Annotated in this window: 25 protein-coding genes and 2 pseudogenes; 11 read left to right on the top strand and 16 right to left on the bottom strand. The window is 37.1% G+C overall.

Annotation, left to right across the window (positions count from 1 at the left end; translation table 11 throughout):
- Window positions 1-38: 38 nt before the first annotated feature.
- Window positions 39-1,757, bottom strand: a complete 1,719-nt coding sequence (acsA, locus tag ABH961_RS19270; protein WP_098681328.1) for an acetate--CoA ligase — start codon at window positions 1,755-1,757, stop codon at window positions 39-41.
- A gap of 176 nt (window positions 1,758-1,933) precedes the next feature.
- On the opposite strand from acsA, the gene acuA reads away from it, so the two are divergent.
- The 4 genes and pseudogenes from acuA (at window position 1,934) to ABH961_RS19250 (ending at window position 5,447) form a co-directional block, all read left to right on the top strand.
- The gene (gene acuA, locus ABH961_RS19265) at window positions 1,934-2,566 is read left to right on the top strand and encodes an acetoin utilization protein acetyltransferase AcuA (protein WP_404519825.1); all 633 of its coding nucleotides are present in this window, start codon (window positions 1,934-1,936) and stop codon (window positions 2,564-2,566) included.
- Between the two features lie 17 nt (window positions 2,567-2,583).
- Window positions 2,584-3,228, top strand: coding sequence for an acetoin utilization AcuB family protein (locus ABH961_RS19260; RefSeq protein ID WP_000634566.1), 645 nt, complete (start codon window positions 2,584-2,586; stop codon window positions 3,226-3,228).
- Window positions 3,225-4,391: an acetoin utilization protein AcuC gene (gene acuC, locus ABH961_RS19255; RefSeq protein WP_098048111.1), complete on the top strand. Its 1,167-nt coding sequence runs from the start codon at window positions 3,225-3,227 to the stop codon at window positions 4,389-4,391. Before ABH961_RS19260 ends, acuC begins: the two co-directional genes overlap by 4 nt.
- A gap of 194 nt (window positions 4,392-4,585) precedes the next feature.
- A pseudogene (locus ABH961_RS19250) lies at window positions 4,586-5,447 on the top strand (alpha/beta fold hydrolase).
- Window positions 5,448-5,513: 66 nt separating this feature from the next.
- On the opposite strand, the gene ABH961_RS19245 reads toward ABH961_RS19250, so the two are convergent.
- Window positions 5,514-5,786 (bottom strand): hypothetical protein, encoded by a 273-nt coding sequence (locus ABH961_RS19245; protein WP_098076391.1) that lies wholly within the window; start codon window positions 5,784-5,786, stop codon window positions 5,514-5,516.
- A gap of 269 nt (window positions 5,787-6,055) precedes the next feature.
- Here ABH961_RS19245 and ABH961_RS19240 point away from each other — a divergent pair, with 269 nt between their 5' ends.
- Together ABH961_RS19240 and mscL are read left to right on the top strand one after the other, a co-directional pair.
- Window positions 6,056-6,982 (top strand): Gfo/Idh/MocA family protein, encoded by a 927-nt coding sequence (locus ABH961_RS19240; RefSeq protein ID WP_404519822.1) that lies wholly within the window; start codon window positions 6,056-6,058, stop codon window positions 6,980-6,982.
- 128 nt (window positions 6,983-7,110) lie between these two features.
- Window positions 7,111-7,512 (top strand): large conductance mechanosensitive channel protein MscL, encoded by a 402-nt coding sequence (gene mscL, locus ABH961_RS19235; protein WP_000267007.1) that lies wholly within the window; start codon window positions 7,111-7,113, stop codon window positions 7,510-7,512.
- A 48-nt stretch (window positions 7,513-7,560) separates the two neighbouring features.
- Here the strand turns inward: mscL and ABH961_RS19230 are convergent, their stop codons facing one another.
- Window positions 7,561-7,833 (bottom strand): DUF3917 domain-containing protein, encoded by a 273-nt coding sequence (locus ABH961_RS19230; RefSeq protein ID WP_000636592.1) that lies wholly within the window; start codon window positions 7,831-7,833, stop codon window positions 7,561-7,563.
- 199 nt (window positions 7,834-8,032) lie between these two features.
- On the opposite strand from ABH961_RS19230, the gene ABH961_RS19225 reads away from it, so the two are divergent.
- Both ABH961_RS19225 and ABH961_RS19220 read left to right on the top strand, forming a co-directional pair.
- Complete coding sequence (locus ABH961_RS19225; protein ID WP_404519820.1) at window positions 8,033-8,269, top strand: DUF3949 domain-containing protein; 237 nt, start codon at window positions 8,033-8,035, stop codon at window positions 8,267-8,269.
- Window position 8,270: 1 nt separating this feature from the next.
- A complete protein-coding gene (locus ABH961_RS19220; RefSeq protein WP_141500208.1) occupies window positions 8,271-8,633 on the top strand; it encodes a DUF4288 domain-containing protein in 363 nt (120 codons plus the stop codon).
- Between the two features lie 34 nt (window positions 8,634-8,667).
- Here the strand turns inward: ABH961_RS19220 and ccpA are convergent, their stop codons facing one another.
- The 5 genes and pseudogenes from ccpA to ABH961_RS19195 all read right to left on the bottom strand — a co-directional run bounded on the left by ccpA (window position 8,668) and on the right by ABH961_RS19195 (window position 12,185).
- On the bottom strand, window positions 8,668-9,666 hold the full coding sequence (ccpA, locus tag ABH961_RS19215) for a catabolite control protein A (RefSeq protein ID WP_001103309.1): 999 nt from the start codon (window positions 9,664-9,666) through the stop codon (window positions 8,668-8,670).
- A 393-nt stretch (window positions 9,667-10,059) separates the two neighbouring features.
- A pseudogene (locus tag ABH961_RS19210) lies at window positions 10,060-10,158 on the bottom strand (hypothetical protein); the annotation flags it as partial.
- 54 nt (window positions 10,159-10,212) lie between these two features.
- Window positions 10,213-11,229: a CamS family sex pheromone protein gene (locus ABH961_RS19205; RefSeq protein ID WP_098642621.1), complete on the bottom strand. Its 1,017-nt coding sequence runs from the start codon at window positions 11,227-11,229 to the stop codon at window positions 10,213-10,215.
- Window positions 11,230-11,346: 117 nt separating this feature from the next.
- The gene (ytxJ, locus tag ABH961_RS19200) at window positions 11,347-11,673 is read right to left on the bottom strand and encodes a bacillithiol system redox-active protein YtxJ (protein WP_001057490.1); all 327 of its coding nucleotides are present in this window, start codon (window positions 11,671-11,673) and stop codon (window positions 11,347-11,349) included.
- A complete protein-coding gene (locus tag ABH961_RS19195) occupies window positions 11,673-12,185 on the bottom strand; it encodes a DUF948 domain-containing protein (protein ID WP_098642620.1) in 513 nt (170 codons plus the stop codon). Before ABH961_RS19195 ends, ytxJ begins: the two co-directional genes overlap by 1 nt.
- 187 nt (window positions 12,186-12,372) lie before the next feature.
- Here ABH961_RS19195 and ABH961_RS19190 point away from each other — a divergent pair, with 187 nt between their 5' ends.
- Window positions 12,373-13,488 carry an aminopeptidase gene (locus ABH961_RS19190; protein WP_048544494.1) on the top strand — a complete coding sequence of 372 codons (1,116 nt, stop codon included), beginning with the start codon at window positions 12,373-12,375 and terminating at the stop codon, window positions 13,486-13,488.
- Window positions 13,489-13,523: 35 nt separating this feature from the next.
- Here the strand turns inward: ABH961_RS19190 and ABH961_RS19185 are convergent, their stop codons facing one another.
- From ABH961_RS19185 to ABH961_RS19165, 5 genes are all read right to left on the bottom strand, one after another.
- A complete protein-coding gene (locus ABH961_RS19185; RefSeq protein ID WP_048544496.1) occupies window positions 13,524-13,958 on the bottom strand; it encodes a hypothetical protein in 435 nt (144 codons plus the stop codon).
- Between the two features lie 15 nt (window positions 13,959-13,973).
- A complete protein-coding gene (locus ABH961_RS19180) occupies window positions 13,974-14,156 on the bottom strand; it encodes a hypothetical protein (RefSeq protein WP_048544498.1) in 183 nt (60 codons plus the stop codon).
- Complete coding sequence (locus ABH961_RS19175) at window positions 14,153-14,557, bottom strand: PH domain-containing protein (RefSeq protein WP_098642618.1); 405 nt, start codon at window positions 14,555-14,557, stop codon at window positions 14,153-14,155. The genes ABH961_RS19180 and ABH961_RS19175 overlap by 4 nt, the downstream gene beginning before the upstream one ends.
- A 77-nt stretch (window positions 14,558-14,634) precedes the next feature.
- Complete coding sequence (locus tag ABH961_RS19170; protein WP_048544501.1) at window positions 14,635-15,126, bottom strand: GNAT family N-acetyltransferase; 492 nt, start codon at window positions 15,124-15,126, stop codon at window positions 14,635-14,637.
- Window positions 15,123-15,671, bottom strand: a complete 549-nt coding sequence (locus ABH961_RS19165) for a GNAT family N-acetyltransferase (protein ID WP_107134913.1) — start codon at window positions 15,669-15,671, stop codon at window positions 15,123-15,125. Before ABH961_RS19165 ends, ABH961_RS19170 begins: the two co-directional genes overlap by 4 nt.
- 142 nt (window positions 15,672-15,813) lie before the next feature.
- Here ABH961_RS19165 and ABH961_RS19160 point away from each other — a divergent pair, with 142 nt between their 5' ends.
- Window positions 15,814-16,158, top strand: a complete 345-nt coding sequence (locus ABH961_RS19160; protein WP_404519817.1) for a PadR family transcriptional regulator — start codon at window positions 15,814-15,816, stop codon at window positions 16,156-16,158.
- The gene (locus ABH961_RS19155; protein WP_404519815.1) at window positions 16,155-16,817 is read left to right on the top strand and encodes a hypothetical protein; all 663 of its coding nucleotides are present in this window, start codon (window positions 16,155-16,157) and stop codon (window positions 16,815-16,817) included. Before ABH961_RS19160 ends, ABH961_RS19155 begins: the two co-directional genes overlap by 4 nt.
- 54 nt (window positions 16,818-16,871) lie before the next feature.
- On the opposite strand, the gene murC is transcribed toward ABH961_RS19155, so the two are convergent.
- The 3 genes from murC to ABH961_RS19140 all read right to left on the bottom strand — a co-directional run bounded on the left by murC (window position 16,872) and on the right by ABH961_RS19140 (window position 23,611).
- Window positions 16,872-18,182 carry a UDP-N-acetylmuramate--L-alanine ligase gene (murC, locus tag ABH961_RS19150; protein WP_098068777.1) on the bottom strand — a complete coding sequence of 437 codons (1,311 nt, stop codon included), beginning with the start codon at window positions 18,180-18,182 and terminating at the stop codon, window positions 16,872-16,874.
- 253 nt (window positions 18,183-18,435) lie between these two features.
- Window positions 18,436-19,554, bottom strand: a complete 1,119-nt coding sequence (locus ABH961_RS19145; RefSeq protein WP_000658380.1) for a nicotinate phosphoribosyltransferase — start codon at window positions 19,552-19,554, stop codon at window positions 18,436-18,438.
- Between the two features lie 61 nt (window positions 19,555-19,615).
- Window positions 19,616-23,611: a DNA translocase FtsK gene (locus tag ABH961_RS19140; protein ID WP_404519813.1), complete on the bottom strand. Its 3,996-nt coding sequence runs from the start codon at window positions 23,609-23,611 to the stop codon at window positions 19,616-19,618.
- Between the last annotated feature and the right edge of the window lie 131 nt (window positions 23,612-23,742).

Below are 23,742 nucleotides of genomic sequence, written 5' to 3'. Positions count from 1 at the left end.
GAAAGGCCTGAACGTTATTTCGTTCAGACCTTTCTCTCTTAATCTTCCATCGTTGATAAGTCACCTGTTGGTAAGTTTAATTCCCACGCTTTTAATACGCGGCGCATAATTTTACCACTTCTCGTTTTCGGTAATTTATCTCTAAATTCAATTTGTCTTGGCGCTGCATGAGCTGCTAGGCCTTTCTTTACAAATTGACGAATCTCTTCTTTTAATTCATCAGATGGTTCGTATCCTGCTCGAAGCGCGATAAATGCTTTAATGATTTCTCCGCGCACTGGATCTGGAATACCAATTACACCAGCCTCTGCAACAGCAGCATGCTCGATTAATTTGCTTTCTACTTCAAACGGACCAACTCGCTCACCTGACGTCATAATTACATCATCAATACGCCCTTGGAACCAGAAGTATCCATCTTCATCCATATAAGCAGAGTCACCTGATACGTACCAATCTCCCGGCATAAAGTAAGATTCATACTTTTGCTGGTTATTCCAGATTCCACGCATCATCGCTGGCCAACCTTTACCAATTGCTAAGTTACCCATTGTGTATGGAGGAACTTCATTTCCTTCATTATCAACAATCGCTGCTTTCACACCTGGAATTGGTTTACCCATTGAACCTGGACGGATTTCCATACAAGGGTAGTTACAAATAACTTGTCCACCTGTTTCTGTCATCCACCACGTATCATGAATACGAAGTCCAAATGCGTTCATACCCCAGCGAATTACTTCTGGATTTAACGGTTCACCAACGCTTAATACGTGACGAACTTGTGATAAATCATATTTTTTAATTGCGTCTTGTCCAGCTCCCATTAACATACGGAACGCTGTTGGCGCACTGTACCAAACTGTTACACCGTAATCTTGCAGTGCTTCATACCACGCATCTGGACTAAAGCGGCCACCTAAAACAACATTTGATGCCCCAACTAACCACGGTGCGAAAATACCGTAAGCTGTTCCAGTTACCCAGCCTGGGTCAGCTGTACACCAATATACATCGTCTTCTTTTAAATCTAATACCCATTTCGCCGTTTGATGGTGCTGCACCATTGCATTTTGCGCATGAAGCACACCTTTTGGTTTACCAGTAGAACCAGACGTATAATGTAGAATTAAACCGTCTTCACGGCCTAACCATTCAATATGTAATTCTTTTGAAGCTTGTTCAAATAAAGGATTGAACGCTACCGTTTTACCGCCTTCTTCTACATTATCTCCAACAAGGAAGACTGTCTTTAAAGCTGGTAAGTCATTTAATGGTACGCGCTCTAACAATTCAGGTGTTGTAATTAATACCTTTGCTTCACTATCTTCTAAACGATCGCGAACTGCGCCTTCCATAAATGCTTCAAATAGCGGACCAACGATTGCCCCTAATTTCACTGCACCAAGAAGGGCAAAATATAATTCTGGAGAACGCGGCATAAAAATAAAAACGCGATCGCCTTTTTCTACATCGCCGTAATTTTTCAGGACATTTCCTGCTTTATTAGAAAAATCCTTCATTTCCTTAAATGTATACTTCTCTTTTCGCGATCCATCTTGATAATAAAGGGCTACTTTATTTTTACGATCGGATTTCGCATGCTTATCAATTGCCTCATACGCCATATTTACTCGGCCTGTTTCATTCCAAGTAAAGTTTTTATTAACCTCTTCCCAGTTAAAATTCGCGTATGCCTCATCATAATTCGGCAAATTATTTTCTCCTTTAATGACAGGAAGCGTTTCTACTTTCATACTTTACATCCCCCTCCTATGTATTCTATTATCTATTATAATGACATTATTTAAAATTTTCAGTATTTTTGTTGATTTTTAGACAAATTTTTAATGACAAATTTCGATTCACATCGCATATATTATAAAGTACGATATTAATAGATTCACAAACCCTCAAGGTGGTGAGTAATACATTGATTCATAAAAAAATATATAATGCTAGAAACTTAAAAACAGCGAAAGGCACTTTAATTATTGAAGGTCCTGTCTCTACACATAACTTAGAAATGTATGAATTTCATCCCGATTTAGTTGCGTTTCGTCCTGCCGAGCAGCAATATAAAGCAATTGTCGAAATTTCTAAATTACCAGAAGCTCGTCTCATTATTGCTAGACATGACCAAACGATTGTTGGATATGTTACATACTTATATCCCGATCCACTTGAACGATGGTCAGAAGGAAAAATGGAAAACTTAATTGAACTCGGGGCGATTGAAGTTGTCCCAGCCTTCCGTGGTTGCGCTGTCGGAAAGAACTTATTAGAAGTTTCAATGATGGACGATTATATGGAAGATTGCATTATATTGACGACTGAATATTATTGGCACTGGGATTTAAAACAAACAGGCTTAAATGTTTGGGAATACCGAAAAGTAATGGAAAAGATGATGAATGCTGGTGGCTTACAATGGATGGCTACAGATGATCCTGAAATTTGTTCGCATCCCGCTAACTGTTTAATGGTCCGCATCGGTAAACGCGTTGATACAGATTCTATTCAAGCATTTGATCGTCTACGTTTTCACAATCGTTTTATGTACTAATAAAGGGGGCAACTGGAATGATTGTAGAAGAAATTATGAATCAAGATGTAGTGACACTACATCCAAACGATACAATCGAAACAGCAATCCGAACGATACGCACGAAAGGCATTCGGCACATTCCAATTGTCGATCAAAATAATCATGTCGTAGGCATTATTTCTGATCGGGATGTAAGAGATGCAAGTCCGTCTATTTTAGATGAACAAGTTTCACTCGATATGCTGAAGCAACCACTTGAACTTATTATGAAACATCCTGTTATGACTTGCCATCCTCTCGATTTCGTTGAAGAAATTGCTACTTTATTTTTTGAAAATAAAATTGGCTGTCTCCCTGTTACAAAGGCTGGCAAGCTAGTTGGAATCATTTCTGAATCTACTGTACTGCACACGTTAGTGAAATTAACAGGAGCACATCAACCGAGTTCACAAATTGAAATTCAAGTAAAAAACGAACCTGGTATTCTTGGAAAAGTCGTTGCTATTTTTAGTGATTTGCAAATAAATATCGTGAGCGTTCTCGTCTATCCAGCAAAAGATGAGAATGATAAAGTACTCGTTTTCCGCATTCAAACGATGAATCCGCTAAAAGTGATTGATGCACTTGAAGCAGAAGGCTACCGCGTATTATGGCCGAATATTATGGGGATGCAAGCATGAGTAGCGCATTTATTTATTCGGATGACTTTCGGGGCTATTCGTTTAGCCCTGATCATCCTTTTAACCAACTGCGCGTCACACTCACGTATGATTTATTACAAAAGGGCGGTTTTATCTCTCCCTCCCAAGTCATCTCACCACGGATGGCTACAGATGAAGAGATCGCCTACGTTCATACAGAGGAGTACATAAATGCGGTAAAACGTGCTGGAGAAGGTAAGTTAGAAAAATCAATTGCGATGACATATGGACTCGGAACAGAAGATACACCGATGTTTCCAAATATGCACGAAGCAAGCGCATTACTCGTTGGCGGTACGTTAACTGCTGTCGACGCTGTTCTTTCCGGGAAAGTAAAACACGCGCTTAATTTAGGCGGTGGCTTACATCATGGCTTCCGCGGCAAGGCATCTGGCTTTTGTATTTATAACGATAGTTCCATCGCAATGAAATATATACAGAAAAAATACGGTTTACGTGTTTTATATATTGATACAGATGCTCATCACGGTGATGGTGTACAGTGGTCTTTTTACGACGATCCTAACGTATGCACCATTTCACTACATGAAACTGGGCGTTATTTATTCCCTGGAACTGGTGCTGTAAATGAACGCGGACAAGGTAATGGCTATAGTTATTCTTTTAACGTTCCACTCGATGCCTTTACAGAAGACGAATCGTTTTTAAATTCATATCGAACTGTAGTAAAAGAAGTTGCCGCATACTTTAAACCGGATATTATTTTAACGCAAAATGGCGCTGACGCACATTATTATGACCCACTTACACACCTTTGCGCCACGATGAATATTTACCGTGAAATACCGAAGCTCGCTCGTGAAATCGCTAATGAATATTGCGAAGGTCGCTGGATCGCTGTCGGCGGTGGTGGCTATGACCACTGGCGCGTCGTCCCAAGAGCTTGGGCACTCATTTGGCTCGAAATGAACAACATCCAAAACATCTCAGGTTATCTCCCTCCAGAATGGATTGACGCTTGGAAAGGACAAGCTGAAACAGAACTTCCCCTCACATGGGAAGATCCAGACAACATGTATAAACCGATCCCCCGTAAACCAGAAATTGAAGAAAAGAACGCATTAACTGTAACGAAATCTCTTGAAATTATTCGGAATAATATGACAAAATCTTTGTACTAAAGAAAAAGGAGGCTCGTTTTTGAATAGCCTCCTTTTATTTATAGCTTGCTATTATTGTCGGTTTCTGTCGGTAAGTCGATATATTTTGATAATCGCTGATATATTTCAAGAATCGCTGATATATTTTAATAACCGCCGATATATTTCAAAAATCGCTGATATATTTTATTTCATAATTAAATGGTCCAACTTTTATGAGAAAAGGTCGTTATATTATGTGGACACAACAAATAATCAACACGAAACGTGGCACATTTGAAATCTTTACAAAAGGAAGTGGCGAACCGCTTTGCATTACACATCACTATTCACAATTTAATGAAACTGGTGATTACTTTGCGAATGTTTTCACTGCTACGCATCGTGTATTGCTCATTAATTTACGAAACGCTGGTAACTCTGCAAAAGCCAAGGCAGAAAACGAATTAAGTATGATTGAAACAGTTCACGACTTAGAAGCAATACGGGAAGCTTTACAACTCCCAACATGGCATTTCGCTGGCCACTCAACAGGCGGTATGCTTGGACTTTTATATACGATTACATATCCAAATTCCTTACAATCATTAGTCATCGTCGGAGCCGCAGCAAGCAACTACACCGAAACACCTTTTTGTATTTATCCATCCAGAACATCCACAATTTCATTATATGCAACATCTCATCGAAAATTTAAAAAGCCCTCACCTTACAAGTGAAGAACGGAAAGAACTATCTACTGAGAGAACAAAATTATCATTGTATAAACCTGAAAACTACAACTCTTATTTTTGTAAACCAATCAAAAAAACAATGTCTGCTAGCCGGATGAACGCTTTCTCTCACGAATATCCAACATTTAATTTACGAGAACATTTACCTTCTATGAAAACAAAGACGCTTATTATATGCGGAAGACACGATGTGCAGTGCCCGATTCAGTATTCTATCGAGATGCATGAGGGCATACGCAATTCTATTTTTGTGACATTTGAAGAGAGTAACCATTATCCCTTTTTGGAAGAAGCTGCTCAGTTTACTTCTACTACTCGAACATTTTATAAATTGCTACATTAGTACCGTTATTATTAAGGAAAGCTCACAGTCTCTATAAGACTATGAGCTTTTTTCAAAAGAAGTATTTCACACTAGAAACAACAAGAAGAACAAAAAAATCATCAAACCTACATCAATGAATATCGACTTTTTATCTCCTTCTTTTATACTCATCATAAAATTAGAAATTATTTTAATTCCAAAAAAGACCATTATAAATAACCCACCGAAATGATCATTTGTATAATCTTTATCATAAAACATTTGTACTGCACCTATTAGTAATAAAACAAGTATGATATTAGTTCCAACCTTTAAAGCCTTGTTTGATTTATTATCCTTTAATTCAGCCCCAAAAATCTAGCACTCCCTCTCAAACTATCGTGCGTTTTGACACAGACGCTTTATCAATTTTTATATTTTAACATAAATTACCTTATATATCTTTTTTACAGATTCCGATATGCATGACAATAATGATGTTCCCTCCATTGCAACATGCTCATAACTTTAAAGAGATAGAAAAGATTTTGCTAGAAGGATATAAGTAAAAGCTAATTTTTGCCATCCTCCCCCGCTCTATGCTACATTTAACCCGTTATATCAATATGAATAGGGTGGGAATACATATGAATAAACCTAAAATTGGGATGATTGGACTTGGAAGTATTGCGCAAAAGGCCTATCTTCCAACACTTACAAAAGAAACAGATTGGAATTTTGTAGGGGTGTTTACACCTAACGCGGAGAAAAGGAAACAAGTTTGCCAACAATACCGCATTCAAGACTTTCATTCTATTGAAACGTTAGCTTCAGAATGTGATGCAATCTTCGTCCATAGTTCAACTGCTACACATTATGAAATCGTTTCTGAACTTCTGAAAAAAGGAATTGACGTTTATGTTGATAAGCCGCTAGCAGCTACAGTGGAACAAGCTGAGCAACTAGTCGAGTTGAGCGAAAAGCATAACAGAAAGTTAATGGTCGGATTTAATCGCCGATTCGTTCCTATGTATGTTGCTGCAAAAGAGCAAGCTCATAATATTTCATGGGTTCGAATTGAAAAACACCGCACAAATAAAGTGGGGCCATATACGTATGACTTTACTATGTTAGATGATTACTTACATATTGTAGATACTGCTCGCTGGTTAGCTAATGATGATCTTAACGTCGTTCATAATATGATGCAAATAAATGAAAAGAATGAACTTCTTTACGGACATCACACATATACAACGCCAAGTGGACTGTTACTTTCTACCGCAATGCATCGCCACGCCGGTACAAATTTAGAACAAATTGAACTTGTAACGACAGGTAAAATCATTCGCGTAAAAAATATGAACACATTTGAAGTTGAGCAGGAAAATGCAGTTTCTCAGATTGGTTCACAATCATGGGATACGACGTTAAAACAACGTGGTTTTGAAGATGCTGTTCATCATTTTATTGAATGTGTACAAGGAGATACAAAGCCTGTTGTAGATGGATTAGAAGGATTAAAAACGCAGCAACTGCTGCAATCTCTATTGGAGAATGTAAACAAAAATTAAAACGGATACATTTTTCAGAATTTACTTTCATTCCCATTTCCCCTTTATTTCTCTCACAAATTTCTATAGAATATGTTGATAGGAATTATAAATTTCATATTGAATCGTGGAAAGGATGGGATTAACACATGTGGAACGAGTTTAAAAAGTTCGCATTCAAAGGGAATGTAATCGATTTAGCTGTCGGGGTTGTAATCGGTGCTGCATTTGGTAAAATCGTTAGTTCTTTAGTAAAAGATATTATCACACCATTACTTGGTATGGTATTAGGTGGCGTTAACTTTACAGATTTACATTTTGGATATGGTAAATCTGCTGTTATGTATGGTAACTTCATCCAAACTATTTTTGATTTCTTAATTATTGCAGCTTCTATCTTTATGTTCGTTAAAGTGTTCAACAAGCTAACATCTAAAAGAGAAGAAGAAGAAAAGACAGAAGAAATTCCAGAACCAACAAAAGAAGAAGTTCTTCTTAGCGAAATTCGCGACTTATTAAAACAACAAAATTCTTCTAAAGATAGAGCATAATTGAACGGATAAAAAGGCATGCCCCTCGGGACATGCCTTTTCTATATGCTATAACGTTTCCGAATTCATATGAATAAATAAAATAATACCTGCAACCATAAGTACCATAATACTACCTGCAAATAGTGTAATACCCATGAACATTAAACTTGTGCTCATGTCCACTGATACACTTTCAATAAAAATAGAAATTACATACGTGATAAGGGCAATTCCTGCAAGAATACTTCCTGGAACAAATCGCTTTAAGCCATTTTGTTTTAGCGTCATATATGCAAAAATAGCAGTCATACAAAGCGTAATTATCCAAAGAACGATCATCTCTTCTCCCCCCTCACAAGCCTTTTCTTTCTATTATACATGACATTGCACTATAATAGTTAAATTTGCACTTATGTGACATATAACAAGGAACAATGGCATTTTGGAAGGGAAATTGACCACTAGAAACAAATGGATATTTTTCGTATAAATTGATAGAATTACCATATATAAATATTCTTTATAAGGGAGTGTTCATATGATTTGGATTTCACTAATCGTATTAGCCTATTTCATCATTCTCGTCCCAATACAGTATAACTATATTAAGATGCTCAAGACAAGACAGAAAAAAATGAACATGTCACAAAACGAACTATATGACAACATGTCTTATGAAGAATCCCAAATACACTATCACTATCAAAGTAACGTATTTACAATACCTGCTTCGCTTGTCGCAAGTATTATTTATAGAGTGAAACATGCAGCATAATATGTATGCTGTAAAATTATTGTTTGAATCTGTTCATTCTGGTGAGCCTAATCCTACAAAAATGGATGAGCATTATGAAGGAAATCACGATACACTTTTTGAAGAAAGTATTATTCTTGTTAAAGCAAACAGTTTAGAAGAAGCACACAATCTAGGTGGAAAAATCGCTATGCAATCTGAGGATACGTACGATAACATGTATGATGAGCAAGTGAAATGGACATTTCGAAAAGTGTTGCATGTGTTTGAATTAGACGATACACCATTTGAAACTGGAAAAGAATTATACGCAAGATTTTTACACGTTAAGAAAAATGAAACGGTAGATACAGTCGTACAAAAATACTATCCCGAATACGAATAAAAGCTCACAGCGAATGCTGTGAGCTTTTTTATACTTACTTCGTTGAATCTCTAAATTGGATGCGGTGAGGTAAGATAACAGTGTGATCTTCCACTTTTTCTTTGTTCATATACTTTGTTAATAGACGCATTGCTACTGCACCGATATCATACATTGGTTGTACAACTGTTGAAAGTTGCGGACGAACCATTAATGCAAGGCGTGTATTATCGAAACCAAGTACTTCTACATCAGTTGGTACGTTTAATCCAGCGTCTTGTGCTGCATGGATTACACCTAGTGCCATTTCGTCAGAAGATACGAAGATTGCTGTTGGCTTTTCATCACTGCTCCAAAGCTTTTCGAATGCTTCGATACCTGAATCATATGTGTAATCTCCATCGATTATAAGATTTTCATCATATGAAATACCTGCTTCTTCTAAAGCTTTTTTATAACCTTGTAACTTCTTCGCGCTTCCCGCTTTATTAATGAAAGGACCAGAGACGAAACCGATACGCGTATGCCCTTGCTCAATAAAGTGCTTCATTGCGTCGTAAGCTGCTTGCGTATAATCAATATTTACTGATGGCGTTTCATTTTGCTCATCAAATGACGCTGCTAATACGATCGGTACTGGAGACTTTTTGAATTCTTCAATGTGAATGTCTGTAATATCTTCACCCATGAAAACAATTCCGTCCACTTGTTTTCCAAGCATCGTATTTAATAAATGGAACTCTTTCTCTTTGTTTTGGTCAGAGTTACTTAAAATGATGTTATATTTGTACATTGTTGCGATATCTTCAATTCCACGAGCAAGTTCTGCATAAAACGTATTTGAGATATCAGGAATAATAACACCTACTGTAGTTGTCTTCTTACTTGCTAGTCCACGTGCTACCGCATTTGGGCGGTACCCTAAACGATCAATTGCTTCTAATACTTTCTTTCTTGTTGTAGGCTTTACATTTGGATTACCGTTCACAACGCGTGATACGGTAGCCATTGAAACGTTTGCTTCACGCGCTACATCATAAATTGTTACGTTCATCTCATCGCACACTCCTTCTATTTTTGTTATCTATTTTTATGTATCGGTTACTTGAATGAAAAAAAGACATCAACTCTATTTGCAGATGCCACCAATCGTCCCGAGTTCTTCCTTTTACTAATGATACGATAAAAACGCAGGCTCATACAATATTTTCCCGCAAAAGTTTCGAAAAAATTCGCTTCTTTTCTCGTATTTTCGTATTTTTTATGAAAAAAAGGGCATTTTTTGTAAAAAAATAGATATCTCATGAGTACAAACTGTATATTAAGCCGTACGTTAGTAAATGAAATTTATATCGGCGATTTATATATATCGACTTACCGACAGAAACCGACAATGATATTCATTTGATACGCGCTGGATCTGGGCTGGCAATAGAAGGTCACATCACCCTGTAGAATGCGTTATATCGACAACGACAGGTAAATATGCTTCTTTCTTTAAAATCGGCACAGCAGAAACATGAAGCGTATTACGCGTCGCTCTTTCCCCTCGTACATTTTCACTTACAATAAAAAAAGACAGTTTAAACACTGTCTTTTTTTATAAGAAGGAAACAAACGGTTTTTCGCTGTTTTTCTCTTTTATAATAATTGCCTCGATTTTACTCTCAGACTTTATCTGCAATTGTACTTTCGCATCTTTAGGTAATTTTTCTAACATACTTTGAGCAGCCAGCTGGGTAAGAGCCATTAATTCTGTTTTACCGTTATATTTAATAACAATATTCATATTTAATGTATCCATTTGATTTTTCTTATAAGAAACCTTAGCATTTACTGGGATAAAGTCTCCAGTAGAAAAACCTTTCATCGCATCAGCAAAGTCAGTTATTTTTGTATTATCTTCTCCATGTGCTTGTTTAAATTCATCAGAAGGATATGAATACGCTTGTTCATCGATCGTACTCCAATTTCCAAGGTTCGTATCATTCTTTTGAACGGTAGCACTAGCAATATACGTTCCATTTTTTAAAGAACTTGTACTTTCTTGCTTAAAGATAGCAAACGTAATTGGAGACTTATTATACTTGTCATTTTTATTAATCGCTTCAATAAGTTGCTTGGCAACTTCAGTACCCTTAGACATAGCTTCTTCATTCGATACACTTGAAGACATGGCTAAACCGATCATAACACCAGATAAACTTAGTTCGTTTGAATTCTGTTTTCCGAAATAGTCTTGTTCTATAATATTCGTCAAAACTGGCGCTTCTACTTTTGCGACTAATTCATCAACTAACTTCTCTGGAATATATTGATTTAATTGCAGTACATGACTTTCTGTATCAAATTGCTCTTTTGCAATATTCATTAAACCATTTTCATACTCTGCTAAATCTAATTTAGAATTTGTTTTTATATTAGCTGTATTTATAACCTTTTGTTCTTTTAAAGGAATTACAGTTCTATAATAATCTTTCGAAACAGCAGTTCTCGGGATCATGCTTTTTTCTTTCGTATCCTTCTGTATAACTTCATCCTTCTTACTAATCGTATTATTACTACAAGCTCCCAGTAATAAACTTACGACCGCGAAGGATAATGCCATTTTCTTCATTACTTAAAACCTACTTTCAACAATCTAGTTATTTAATTTGAACTATTAACAGTGTACCATTAAATATATTTCAACAAAAACAAAAAAAAGAAGCAAGCACCTTTAGCTTGCTTCTTTTTACTTAATATTCTCTTCTAAAGCGTCTTTTTTAATGTTCCAATGAGACGTATTCCATACTACCATCCCATCTTTTATGTATAACACTTGCGGAGATTCATGTTTAATGCTGTACTGTTCTGCAACACGATTCGAAACATCTCTCGCATCTTGTACGTATAAGTAATACGCTGGCACTGCCCTTTCTTCACTACAATACGCTTGAAATTCTGTATATGCACCGTGACTAATCGGGCATGTCGTACTATGTTTAAAAAGAACATAAGGTTCGTTTTTTTCTACTAATACTTCAAGCTCTTCAATTGTTTCAACTTTTGTCATATTCATCACGATTCACCTCTCATACGAAGTCTAGAGCGCTTCTCTTTCTTTTCAGATTTTTTCTCAAGTCTTTCTAATTTACGCTCTTCTTTTTCAACCTTTTTCTCTTGTCTTGTCGCACGATAATGATTGTATACTTCAATTGCTGCGCTACTCCACTGTACAACTTGCGCTACTTTATCGGCATTATTTTCAATTTCGTCCGTAACAGAATCTGATACATTACGAAGTTTCGTATTTAAAGAATGGATTGTCGTTCCAATTCCATCTACACCCGATACTACTTTATTTAATGATTGTGACTTCTGTTGAATGTCATCAGCTAACGCATTTGTTTTATGTAATAATTGCTCCGTCTCTACGCTAATCCCTTGCATTTGCTTTTCTAAACCTTCTAACGTGCTTGCAACGTTTTCTAACGTCTTTTGAACCGATAACAACGTTCTGCATACATATACTACTAATACAGCGAAAGCAACCGCGATAATAGCCGCACTTACATATAAAAGAACTTGCATTTCATCACTTCCTTTATCTTTTTCATACTTTCTCCTATTATACAATCATTTTCCGTTTCGTTCTAATCCCTATCTTTTCATTAGAATTTTCATACTTATTCGTTAACTTTAACATAAATGATTCAACAAATTCCACTAAGTAGGTTACAATAGGAGAGGATACATAATTAGTAGGGAGGCTTTACATATGAAAGATCCACGCATTGAAAAGTTAGCATACAATTTAATTAACTACTCTATTCGCTTACAAAAAGGCGAAAAAGTATTAATTGAAAACTTTGGCTTACAAAAAGAACTTGTAACTGCACTTGTAAAAGAAGCATATGCAGCTGGTGGTTTCCCATTCGTTTCTTTAAAAGATCATCAAGTAGATCGCTCTTTATTAATGGGTGCTACTGAAGAACATTTTGAACAAATCGCTGCATATGAAGCAAGCGTAATGAAAGATATGGACGCTTATATCGGTCTTCGCTCTGGCGATAACATTAACGAACAAGCTGACGTGCCAAGTGAAAGAATGCAAATTCACGGTCAAACAGTTGGTAAGAAAGTTCATAGAGACATCCGCGTTCCGAAAACGCGCTGGGTTGTTCTTCGCTACCCAAATGCTTCTATGGCGCAGCTTGCTAAAATGAGCACAGAAGCTTTCGAAGACTTCTACTTCGAAGTTTGTAACTTAGACTACGGTAAAATGGATAAGGCGATGGATAGCCTTGTTACATTAATGAATAAAACAGATAAAGTTCGCCTAACTGGTCCTGGAACTGACTTAACATTCTCTATTAAAGACATTCCAGCTATTAAATGCTCTGGTCATTTAAACATTCCAGACGGTGAAGTATACTCTGCACCAGTTCGCGATTCTGTTAACGGTACAGTTTCTTACAACACACCATCTCCTTACAACGGTTATACATTTGAAAATGTACAACTTAAATTTGAGAACGGTCAAATCGTTGAAGCAACTGCAAACGATACAGAGCGCATTAACAAAATCTTCGATACAGACGAAGGCGCGCGTTTCGTTGGTGAGTTCGCAATCGGCGTAAACCCATACATCTTACATCCAATGGGAGATATCCTATTCGATGAAAAAATCGATGGTAGCTTCCACTTCACTCCTGGACAAGCTTACGACGATGCATGGAACGGCAACAACTCGAACATTCACTGGGATTTAGTATGTATCCAACGCCCTGAATACGGCGGCGGCGAAATTTACTTCGACGACGTACTAATACGTAAAGACGGACGCTTCGTTGTACCTGAATTAGAAGCTTTAAACCCAGAGAACTTAAAATAATAATAAAAACGCTCGGGATTTTTCCGAGCGTTTTTTTAATACTTTAATAAGTCTTTCGCCACATCTTCTGGCACTTTAAAACTCATCTTCTTATTTTTCATTTCAACTTCAACATAAGGGACATCTTTATATACTATCATCGTACCTATTTCATGTAATTCCTTTTTATCTTTACTCGACTCCGATAATTTTGTTGTATCCTCTTGGTACATTTTAAATGTTTTCCCTTGCGGAGTATCTAAAGGAGCCGACTGCATTTCCCACTTATCCATTTTCATGACTTCAAACAGCTTTTCAATTTCTTTCTTATCGGTAATTACTTTTTTATCATTTGAATCTGTAAGCGATTCAATCTCAACCTTTTGTGCCTTTTCAAAGTTCATATCAGCCTTTTCCTTCTTCGCACTACACCCTATTAAAAGAACGGATGCGGTTAGCAGAAGTAAAAATAACGTAAGGACTTTTTTCATTTCTAATCCTCCTAACTACATAGAGCTACTTTTTTCGTTTTTTGTTTGCTGAAAATGAAAATAATATAACAGCGCCACTGCGATAGTACCTATTAATATCGGTTCATATAAGGGCAGATCCCATTTCATATATACTCTAGTACAAATAGCAAGCACCAGCAAAATTTCCAAACAAAACAAAGGTTTTACATATTTCATTCCTTACCTACCATTTCTATTTTCACATGTGGATTTTCTTTCTCGATAAGCGCCAAGAATTCATTCATATGTTGCGGCATCGCAACCATATGTACTTTGTATGCGTTCGTCGTAATTTCAAGATACTTTCCAACTTGACGAACAACTCTAATATCTTTTAATACAACATCATCATTTAAAATGCCGTACTTCAATACACCATTTTCTACTTTATGCTTTTTAATAAATACTTCCCAAACGAGTGGCACATTTACAAGGAAGCATAAACCCATTCCAATTAACGCTGACATCCACTGCTCTTTATTTGCGAAAAGCATGACAAGTGGATATACGAACATAAAAACTAACGTGAGACAAACGAAAATTACTACCGACTTACTTCTTTGAATCGGAATGTTCATACACGCACCCCCTAACCTAAATTATACCACTTTTTCCATTTTAGTTCATAAAAAAAGGCCATTTTTACATGACCTTCCTAAACAATATATCTATAAAATTTCTTATCCACCTGCAACACCGGAAAACTTTTTGGCAACTCGTCTATACTCACACTTTTGAAATTATTCTTTTCATAAAAACGATGCGCTGCTAAAAATTTCACTGTCGTTCCTAAGTAAATATCTTTCAGCTTTTTATTCTCAGCCCACGAAATTGCTGTTTGGAGCAACTTATGTGATGCGCCCCATTCTTTTCCGCGAAATTCTTTTTTTACGAACATTTTTCTTAGCGCTACTTGATCGTTCCCAATATCTAATAAAGCTACTGTTCCAACTACTTTCCCATCATAAGTTGCAACCCAAAAGTTTCCATAATTCCTTTGATAAAATGTTTCTATTTCAAGTAGGTCTGGCTGCTCTTCTTTCGTAATGGGGACATTGTACTCTTTTTGCTGAATATGCACGATAAGATCTACTACTTCATCTTGAAACGTACTTTCATACGGAATAATACGTATCTTCTCGTTCATCGAATCTCCTTCCACTCTGAAGCTAGTAAACTATATACAGCGATATCGTGAAAATGATCATATAGCCATTCATCATCTCTTAAAATACCATCTAACTTAAAACCTAAACGCTCTGGAATAGCGCGGCTTTTCACATTTTCAACACCGCATCTAATTTCCATTTTATTTAATTTTAAATCCTCAAATGCATAGTGAAGTACAGCTTTCACGCTACGCGTCATAATACCTTTCCCACCAGCATCCTCTGCCAGATAATATCCGAGACTTGCCGCTTTCTTCCCCCAACTTACTGGATGAATACCTACCATCCCAACTAGCTTTCCTTTATAACGTATACCACTTTCAAAACCGTCCCCCTCCGCAAACTTCTTTAACCACATCGGACAAATTTCATCATACGCATCAGCAGATTTCGTCCCATCTACCCAAGGAAGCCATCTTCGTAAATGATTACGGTTTTGGTCTATTAATTGATATAGTTCCTCTTTATGATGCTTCTCTAATAACTGTAATTCGATTTCGTCATCTACTCGAAGTGTGAACATGCTTTTTAGCCCCTTTTAGTTTTCTTATTATTCTAACACTTATAGATACAAAATGTTAAATATTCACACTTTTTTCGATTTGATATAAGAACAACAACTATATATGATTGATATCTAGATATGAATCATATATAGTTAAAGTATGGAAAAAAATGATAATTTTATAATTCAATTACGTAAAGGTGTTTTTGATCTCGCTATTTTGTCTTTAATAAGTAAACAACCTATGTACGGATACGAAATTACAAGTGCCTTACAAGATATCCCTGTGTTTCATATCCCGAACGGTTCGATTTACCCTATATTAAATCGAATCACGAAAAACAATTGGGCTATTTCCTATTGGGAAGAGTCCGGTGATGGCCCAAAAAGAAAATACTATCGCATTACAGACGAAGGGAGAGAAATTTTACATAGTCGCTTACATGATTATGATGCGGTATATCAAGCTCTAATGTTACTAGCTAAAGAAGAGGATAAAAAATGAATAAAGAACAATTCTTTTCAAATGAACTCATTGCTTCTTTCTTACACAATCTTCATAAAGGTTTAATGAACCTACCTACGTCAGCAAGAGAACAACATGTGCTAGAGATCAAATCGGATTTATATGAAAATGCATTATGTAAAGAAAGTGGAGGGATACCATTAGCGAGCATTCCTTCACAAGTGATTGAAGAATTTCTTCCTCCAAAAGAATTAGCAAAGGAAATTGCAGGAGAATATACAGATGTTATTCAAGATGCACAGCAATCTACAAATACATTTATTAAATATTATTCCGGCCTATCTATCGGTCCACTCGGCGCTTTATCAGTGCCTATTGTACTCGGTTTTATAAATTTTTCTGCTAATTTACCATTTTTACTAGCCTTTATTGCAAGCAACATTTGGTTTATCTTTAGAGAAAACCATTGGAATATAGATTTATTAAAATACTTTAAAACAATTATTTTCATCAGTTCAAGACTGCTAATTGCTCTCCCATTCAGCTTTTTCGCTATTCGAATTATGATAACAAAACAATTCGATATGTTTTCATTCTATTATTTAATCGGATATGTACTTTTCAGTTCAATTTATATCGTTTTATTAAAACAACTATACCAAAAAAATAAACAATACCAACATATCAACGCTTTTTAAAATATATCGAACACAACAAAAAAGACGCACAGCCACCGCTATGCGTCTTTTTTCTTACTTCTCTGCAATTTGAACTTCTTTTACGTAAGCTGCTTCGAATTTTTGGATGTCTCCTGCGCCCATGAAAATGAGAACGCCGTTTTTATGTTTCTTTAATACATCCGTTGTTGTATCTGTAATTAGTTCTGCACCGTCAATACGCTTTTGCAGATCTTCGATTGTTAATTCACCTTTGTTTTCGCGCGCTGATCCAAAAATATCACATAAGTATACTTGGTCAGCTTTGCTTAAGCTTTCAGCGAACTCATCTAAGAACTTTTCTGTACGTGAGAATGTATGCGGCTGGAATACAGCGACAACTTCACGCTCTGGATGTTTTTGACGAGCTGCTTCAATCGTTGCATTAATTTCTGTCGGATGGTGTGCGTAGTCATCGATAATAACTTGCTCTCCCATTGGCTTTTCATTAAAGCGACGTTTTACGCCTTCAAAAGTTGTTAACTGATGCTTAACTGCTTCTACATCAACGTTTTCATAATGGCAAAGCGCGATTACTGCTAATGCATTTAATACGCTGTGGTTGCCGTATCCTGTAATTTTGAACGTGTCATAGTACGTATTACGAACGAATACATCGAAAATAGTACCATCTGTTCTCTTTTGAATGTTACGTGCTTGGAAATCATTATCTTCTCCAAATCCATAGAAAATAACAGGTACTTTCGCTTGAATTTTTTGAAGTTCTTCATCATCTCCACATGCAATAATACCTTTTTTCACTTGCAATGCCATCTCTTGGAATGCATTGAATACATCATTGATATCTGAGAAATAATCTGGATGATCAAAATCAATGTTTGTCATAATTGCATAGTCTGGATTGTAAGACAAGAAATGACGACGATACTCACAAGCTTCAAATACAAAATACTTACTATTTTCTACCCCATGCCCCGTTCCATCTCCAATGAGGTAAGATGTAGGGTGTGCACCTTGCATTACATGGGCTAACAAACCAGTTGTTGATGTTTTTCCATGTGCACCAGTTACAGCAACACTTGTGTATTGGTTCATAAGATCGCCTAAGAAGTGATGGTAACGATGTACTGGGATGTTTAATTCTTTTGCTACTACGATTTCTTCATGCGTATCAGGAAATGCATTTCCTGCAATAATCACTTGTCCTTCTTTTACATTATTTTTATCAAAAGGAAGGATCGAGATATTACGCTTTTCCAACGCTGTTTGTGTAAAGAAACGCTTTTCATAATCAGACCCTTGAACAGTATGCTTCATGTCATGAAGAATTTGAGCTAATGAACTCATTCCTGTTCCTTTAATTCCTACAAAATGGTAAACTGTCATCTTAAAGAACCTCCAACATTTCGAACTAATACAACGGCCTATCTATAAGACAGTATATGAATCTTTTCTTATTTTGGTAATCATCATACATTTTTGATGTAGTGAAGTTATTCTTTCCCTTCACTTATCAGGATAAACTCGTACGTACTTCTTTTTTATGTCCATAACAAATCCATTATAGCAAAAAAGAAGCCGCTATACTATGATAACAGAAAAACTGATAGGGTCAATCACCTATCAGTTTTTCTCTCTTTTACATATCTTCTCTTTTTTCTAATTGAACACGCTCTAGACGTGGGTTTGGACGATATTTACGACCAGCTTTCGCTTCTGGTTTTCCATTTAATTCTACGTTATCACCAGTAAAGCCAATATTCATTTTTAATAAGCTACTTCCTACTCCGTATATATCAACAGGTACGTTTTGAGCTTCAAATTCACGAATACGCTTCTCATCAAATCCACCAGTTACAACGATGTCTACATGCTGGAATCCTTCTTCATCAAGTGCTTTACGAAGTGCGAATACAAGCGATGGGTTTACACCACGTGGATCGAATGTTCCAAGTACTTCTGGGTGGCGAATGAAGTATTGATCAATCATCGTGCGCGACGTATCTACACGTACACCTTTTAATGTTGATCCAAATTCACGCGCTACGCGAAGTGCATCTGTAATGACATCATTATTGTAATCAATTAATACAACTAATTCATCTTCTGGGAATTTCTTATGATATGCTTTTGCCGCTTCCACAACATCACCATTAAACATTTGAATTAATGCGTGAGGCATTGTCCCCATACCACTTCTACCCCACCATTCATTCATCGCATGCGTCGCTTGTGCGCTCATACCTCCGATGTATGCTGCATAACCGTCACCAGCTTGTTGCGTATAATGATCGTCACGATCTCCCATGAAAATAACTGGTTTTTCTTTATCTACACTACGCGCAGCTTGGACAACGTTATATACGTTTGTCGCAACTGATGTACGACGGGCTAAAATCCCATCAATGACACCTTCTAAAAATCCGAAATTTTCATAAGGACCATGAATTGTTAACACTGTTTCAAACGGACTAATATTATCGCCATCTTTTAAAGAGTTAATTTCAAGTTCCTCAGGATTTTTGGCGAATGTTTGTAGCAACGCAATCACTTCATCTGTTCCGCAAAGAACTGCATTTTCCTTTTGGAAAAATTGCATCGTCACAACACTTTTCGGGCGAAATTCTTCAATGATTTCTCTAGTCTTTAAAAAGTAAACGGCAGAGAACCAACCTTCTCCAACACGTTCGTCAAATTTAAATGTTCTATTTGTTAGTCTATTTATTTCACCTTTTAATTTTAATTCAATTTCTTTCATGTCGCTTTACTCCCTACTTTACTATCCAACATTTTCTATTAGTATACAGCAAAACCGTTTACTATACATTTGTTTCCTGCATAGCAGCGAATTCATCCTCAGAAATAAGGACATCTCTCGGTTTCGTTCCTCTTCCTTCAGAAATAATCCCTTGCGATTCCATCTCTTCAATGAGACGTGCCGCGCGATTATAACCGATGCGGAATTTTCGCTGTACAGAAGATGTGGACGCTCCCCCTTGTTCTACAACAAATTGACATGCATCAAAGAACAATTCGTCTTCCGATTCAGCTTGTTCTGTTTTCGCTAATAAATCCTCTTGCTTAAATAAGTAATTCGGCTTCATTTGCTTTCTCACATGATCAACTGTTTTCTCAATCTCATCATCCGATACATATACACCTTGTACACGAACTGGTTTAGACGTACCGTTTCCTAAAAATAGCATATCACCACGGCCAAGTAATTTCTCCGCGCCCCCAATATCAATAATCGTACGCGAATCAACTTGAGATGATACAGTAAACGCAATACGCGTTGGAATGTTTGACTTAATTAAACCTGTAATAACATCTACAGACGGACGCTGCGTTGCTACTAATAAATGAATACCACAAGCACGTGCTTTTTGCGCAATACGACAAATCGCTTCCTCAACATCACCAGGTGCTACCATCATTAAATCGGCTAACTCGTCAATGACAATAACGATATAAGGTAATGTCTCTCCTGGAATTTCTCGCCCACTTACAATCGTATTATAACGAGTTAAATCACGAGCACCAGCGTGCGCAAACAATTCATAACGACGCTCCATTTCTTCAACCGCCCACTTTAATGCAGCTGTCGCTGCTTTTACATCCGTAATAACAGGTGCTACAAGATGCGGAACAGAATTGTATGGTGCAAGCTCAACCATCTTCGGATCGATTAACATTAACTTCACTTCATGCGGTTTCGCTTTATATAAAATGCTCGTTAAAATTGCGTTAATGCACACACTTTTACCAGAACCCGTTGCACCCGCAATAAGTCCATGTGGCATTTTTCGAATATCCGTTACAATTGGATCGCCTGAAATATCAAGTCCTAGCGCAACTGTAAGCGGTGATTCGCTCTTTGTAAACACAGGACTTCTTAAAATTTCACGAAGGAATACTGGCTTACTTTCTTTATTTGGAACTTCGATTCCAATCGCACTCTTCCCTGGAATCGGTGCTTCAATACGAATATCTTTCGCTGCTAAACTCAGTTTAATATCATCACTTAAGTTTGTAATTTTATTTACTTTCACACCTGGATCTGGCTGTACTTCAAAACGAGTTACCGCTGGACCTTGCGATACGTTAATAACATGTGCACCAACGTGGAAATTATTAAATGTTGTATCTAATAATTCTTTCTGTTCATCCAACCATTCCGTATTATCTAACGCTGCCTGCTGCGGAATTGACAACAATGTTAATGGCGGAATTGCATATGTCGGTGGTGTTTGCAATACATTTCGCATATCGTTCTCTCTTTGATTTACAACATATGCTTTCTCTTGTACTTCCGTACTTGAAGTTGGCTTTTGTACTTGCTCTACCACCACTTGTTGCACTGGACGTTCTTCCACTTGTGATTCCACCACTACTTGCTGCATTGGTTTCTCTTCCACTTGTGGTTCTACTACTACTTGCTGCATTGGTTTCTCTTCCACTTGTGGTTCTACTGCCACTTGCTGCATTGGTTTCTCTTCCACTTGTGGTTCTACTGCCACTTGTTGCATTGGTCTTTCTTCCACTTGTGGTTCCACTACTACTTGCTGCATTGGCTTTTCTTCCACTTGTTGGACAGGCTTATTCTCTACTCGTTCACTCATAGAAGGTTGCATTGCATTTACTCTAGCCGCATGTCTTTCCATTAATCGCGTTCTGTCTTGTTTCAACATAACAACATTAAATGGGACATGGCGCTTTTTCTGACGTTTTGGTTCTTCTTTTTGTACAATTGGTTGCTCTTCTAAGACCGGTGTTTCCTCTACAACTTGTCGTTCTTCTGCAATCAGTGCTTCTTCTACAACTCGTTGTTCTTCCGCAATCGGCGCTTCTTCTACAACTCGTTGTTCTTCCGCAATCGGCGCTTCTTCTACAACTCGTTGCTCTTCCGCAATCAGTGCTTCTTCTACAACTTGTTTTTCTTCTGCAATCAGTGCTTCTTCTACAACTCGTTGTTCTTCCGCAATCGGCGCTTCTTCTACAACCTGTTTTTCTTCTGCAATCAGTGCTTCTTCTACAACTGGCTGCTCTTCCGCAATCAGTGCTTCTTCTACAACTTGTTGTCCTTCTGCAATCGATGCTTCCTCTACAACTCGTTGCTCTTCTGCAATCGGCGCTTCTTCTACAACTGACTGCTCTTCCGCAATCGGCGCTTCTTCTACAACTGACTGCTCTTCCGCAATCGGCGCTTCTTCTACAACTGACTGCTCTTCCGCAATCCGTGCTTCTTCTACAACTCGTTGTTCTTCTGCAATTAAAACATTTGCAAAGCTTTGAACATCTTTTTTCGTTTGTTCATCAGCCTCAGCAACATGTATGAATTCATTCGTTTGTTCAATCGCTTCATTTAAAACCATTTCTTGCTGTGTTTCCTCAAGCGCTACAGGTTCTGCTTCTTCTGGCGCTTCTGCAATTACTTCCACTTCTTCTAGCTCTTCTGCTTCTACAATTACTTCCACTTCTTCTAGCTCTTCCGTTTCCGTAATTACTTCTACTTCTTCTAGCTCTTCCGTTTCCGTAATTACTTCTACTTCTTCTAGCTCTTCTGCTTCTGCAATTACTTCCACTTCTTCTAGCTCTTCTGCTTCCGCAATTACTTCTACTTCTTCTAGCTCTTCTGCTTCCGCAATTACTTCTACTTCTTCTAGCTCTTCTGCTTCCGCAATTACTTCCACTTCTTCTAGCTCTTCTGCTTCCGCAATTACTTCCACTTCTTCTGACTCTTCTGTTTTTGCAATTACTTCCACTTCTTCTGGTATTTCCACGATGATTGTTTCTTCAAGTTTTTCTTCTGCTTTGACAATCACTGATTCTTCTGGAGCTTGCTTTTCTACTTCAATAGTAGGTTGTTCTATTTCTGTATTACGTTTAGTTTCTTCTGATAATATTGTATCCTCGTGCTCTACTTTAGAATCTACTAATTCTGTTTGTAGAATGTTTTTGACCACTACATCACTTTCTTGCTTAGCATCTTCCATACGCTCAGCAATTGTTTGATGAGGTACTTCACCCGCTGGAACTGCCTGCTGTGCACTAATTTCTTGAACCACTTCTTTTTCTTCTACTATAGGCTCTTGGCGTTCAATTTCATAACCGTTTTTCTCTAGCCATTGATCGACAACTGACTTTTCTTCCTTTTTACTTTGTTGATCTCGCTGATCAACACCTTCATGACTGGAAGAATTCGTTGCTTGTCCTTCTGAGAAATCAGATAATGTATATCCTTTTTTCTCTAACCATGCATCAACGACTGATTTGCCCTCTACAGATATTTCAAGATCTTCTCTTTCCTTTTTTTCCTCCTGCTTTTCTACCTTTTTCTCTACAGAAGGACGATTATATCCGTAAATTGGCGAGATCATTTCTGTTGGACGAAATGGTCTACGGTTACTTTCTTGCGAAGGTACAGATGCTTTCTTTACGACAGGCTCTCTCTCCGGTTCATATTGCATTTCCGGCTCTTCATATGTAGAAACTACCTTTTCCACATACTGTCGTCTACTTCTTTCCACTTTGACCCCTCTTTGAGTAGGCTGATTTTCATATGTTACAACTTGAACAGGTTGTTCTTCAAAATGCCCTGTTGCTATAACATCCTCTTCATCGAACCCATTATCCGGTACTAATGGAAAACGGCATTTACCTGCATTCCGACTTGCCATTTGTGCTTCTCTTGCTTCAGTGTAGTGGTTTACACGAGGGATCTTCGGCTGACTTTCGATTTGCTTTGGTACTTCTTTATTTATCGCTGTTTGTTCTTCCTCTTTGTTAAACAGCTTTTTCATCCAATCTAACATGCTTACCACTCTTTCTACTAAATAGTAACATCCTTTATTGTATCAGCATTCGGCAAAAAGTGCAGGTAAAATTAAGCATGTCATATTTATCCATAACATTCTAATTTACGAGTGTTTTCATACGGAAAAAC

The sequence above is a fragment of the Bacillus sp. RC251 genome (assembly GCF_044908765.1).
In the GTDB taxonomy this organism is placed as follows: domain Bacteria; phylum Bacillota; class Bacilli; order Bacillales; family Bacillaceae_G; genus Bacillus_A; species Bacillus_A wiedmannii.
Note: the sequence above shows the minus strand (reverse complement) of the source record. Positions and strands in the feature narration are given on the sequence as shown.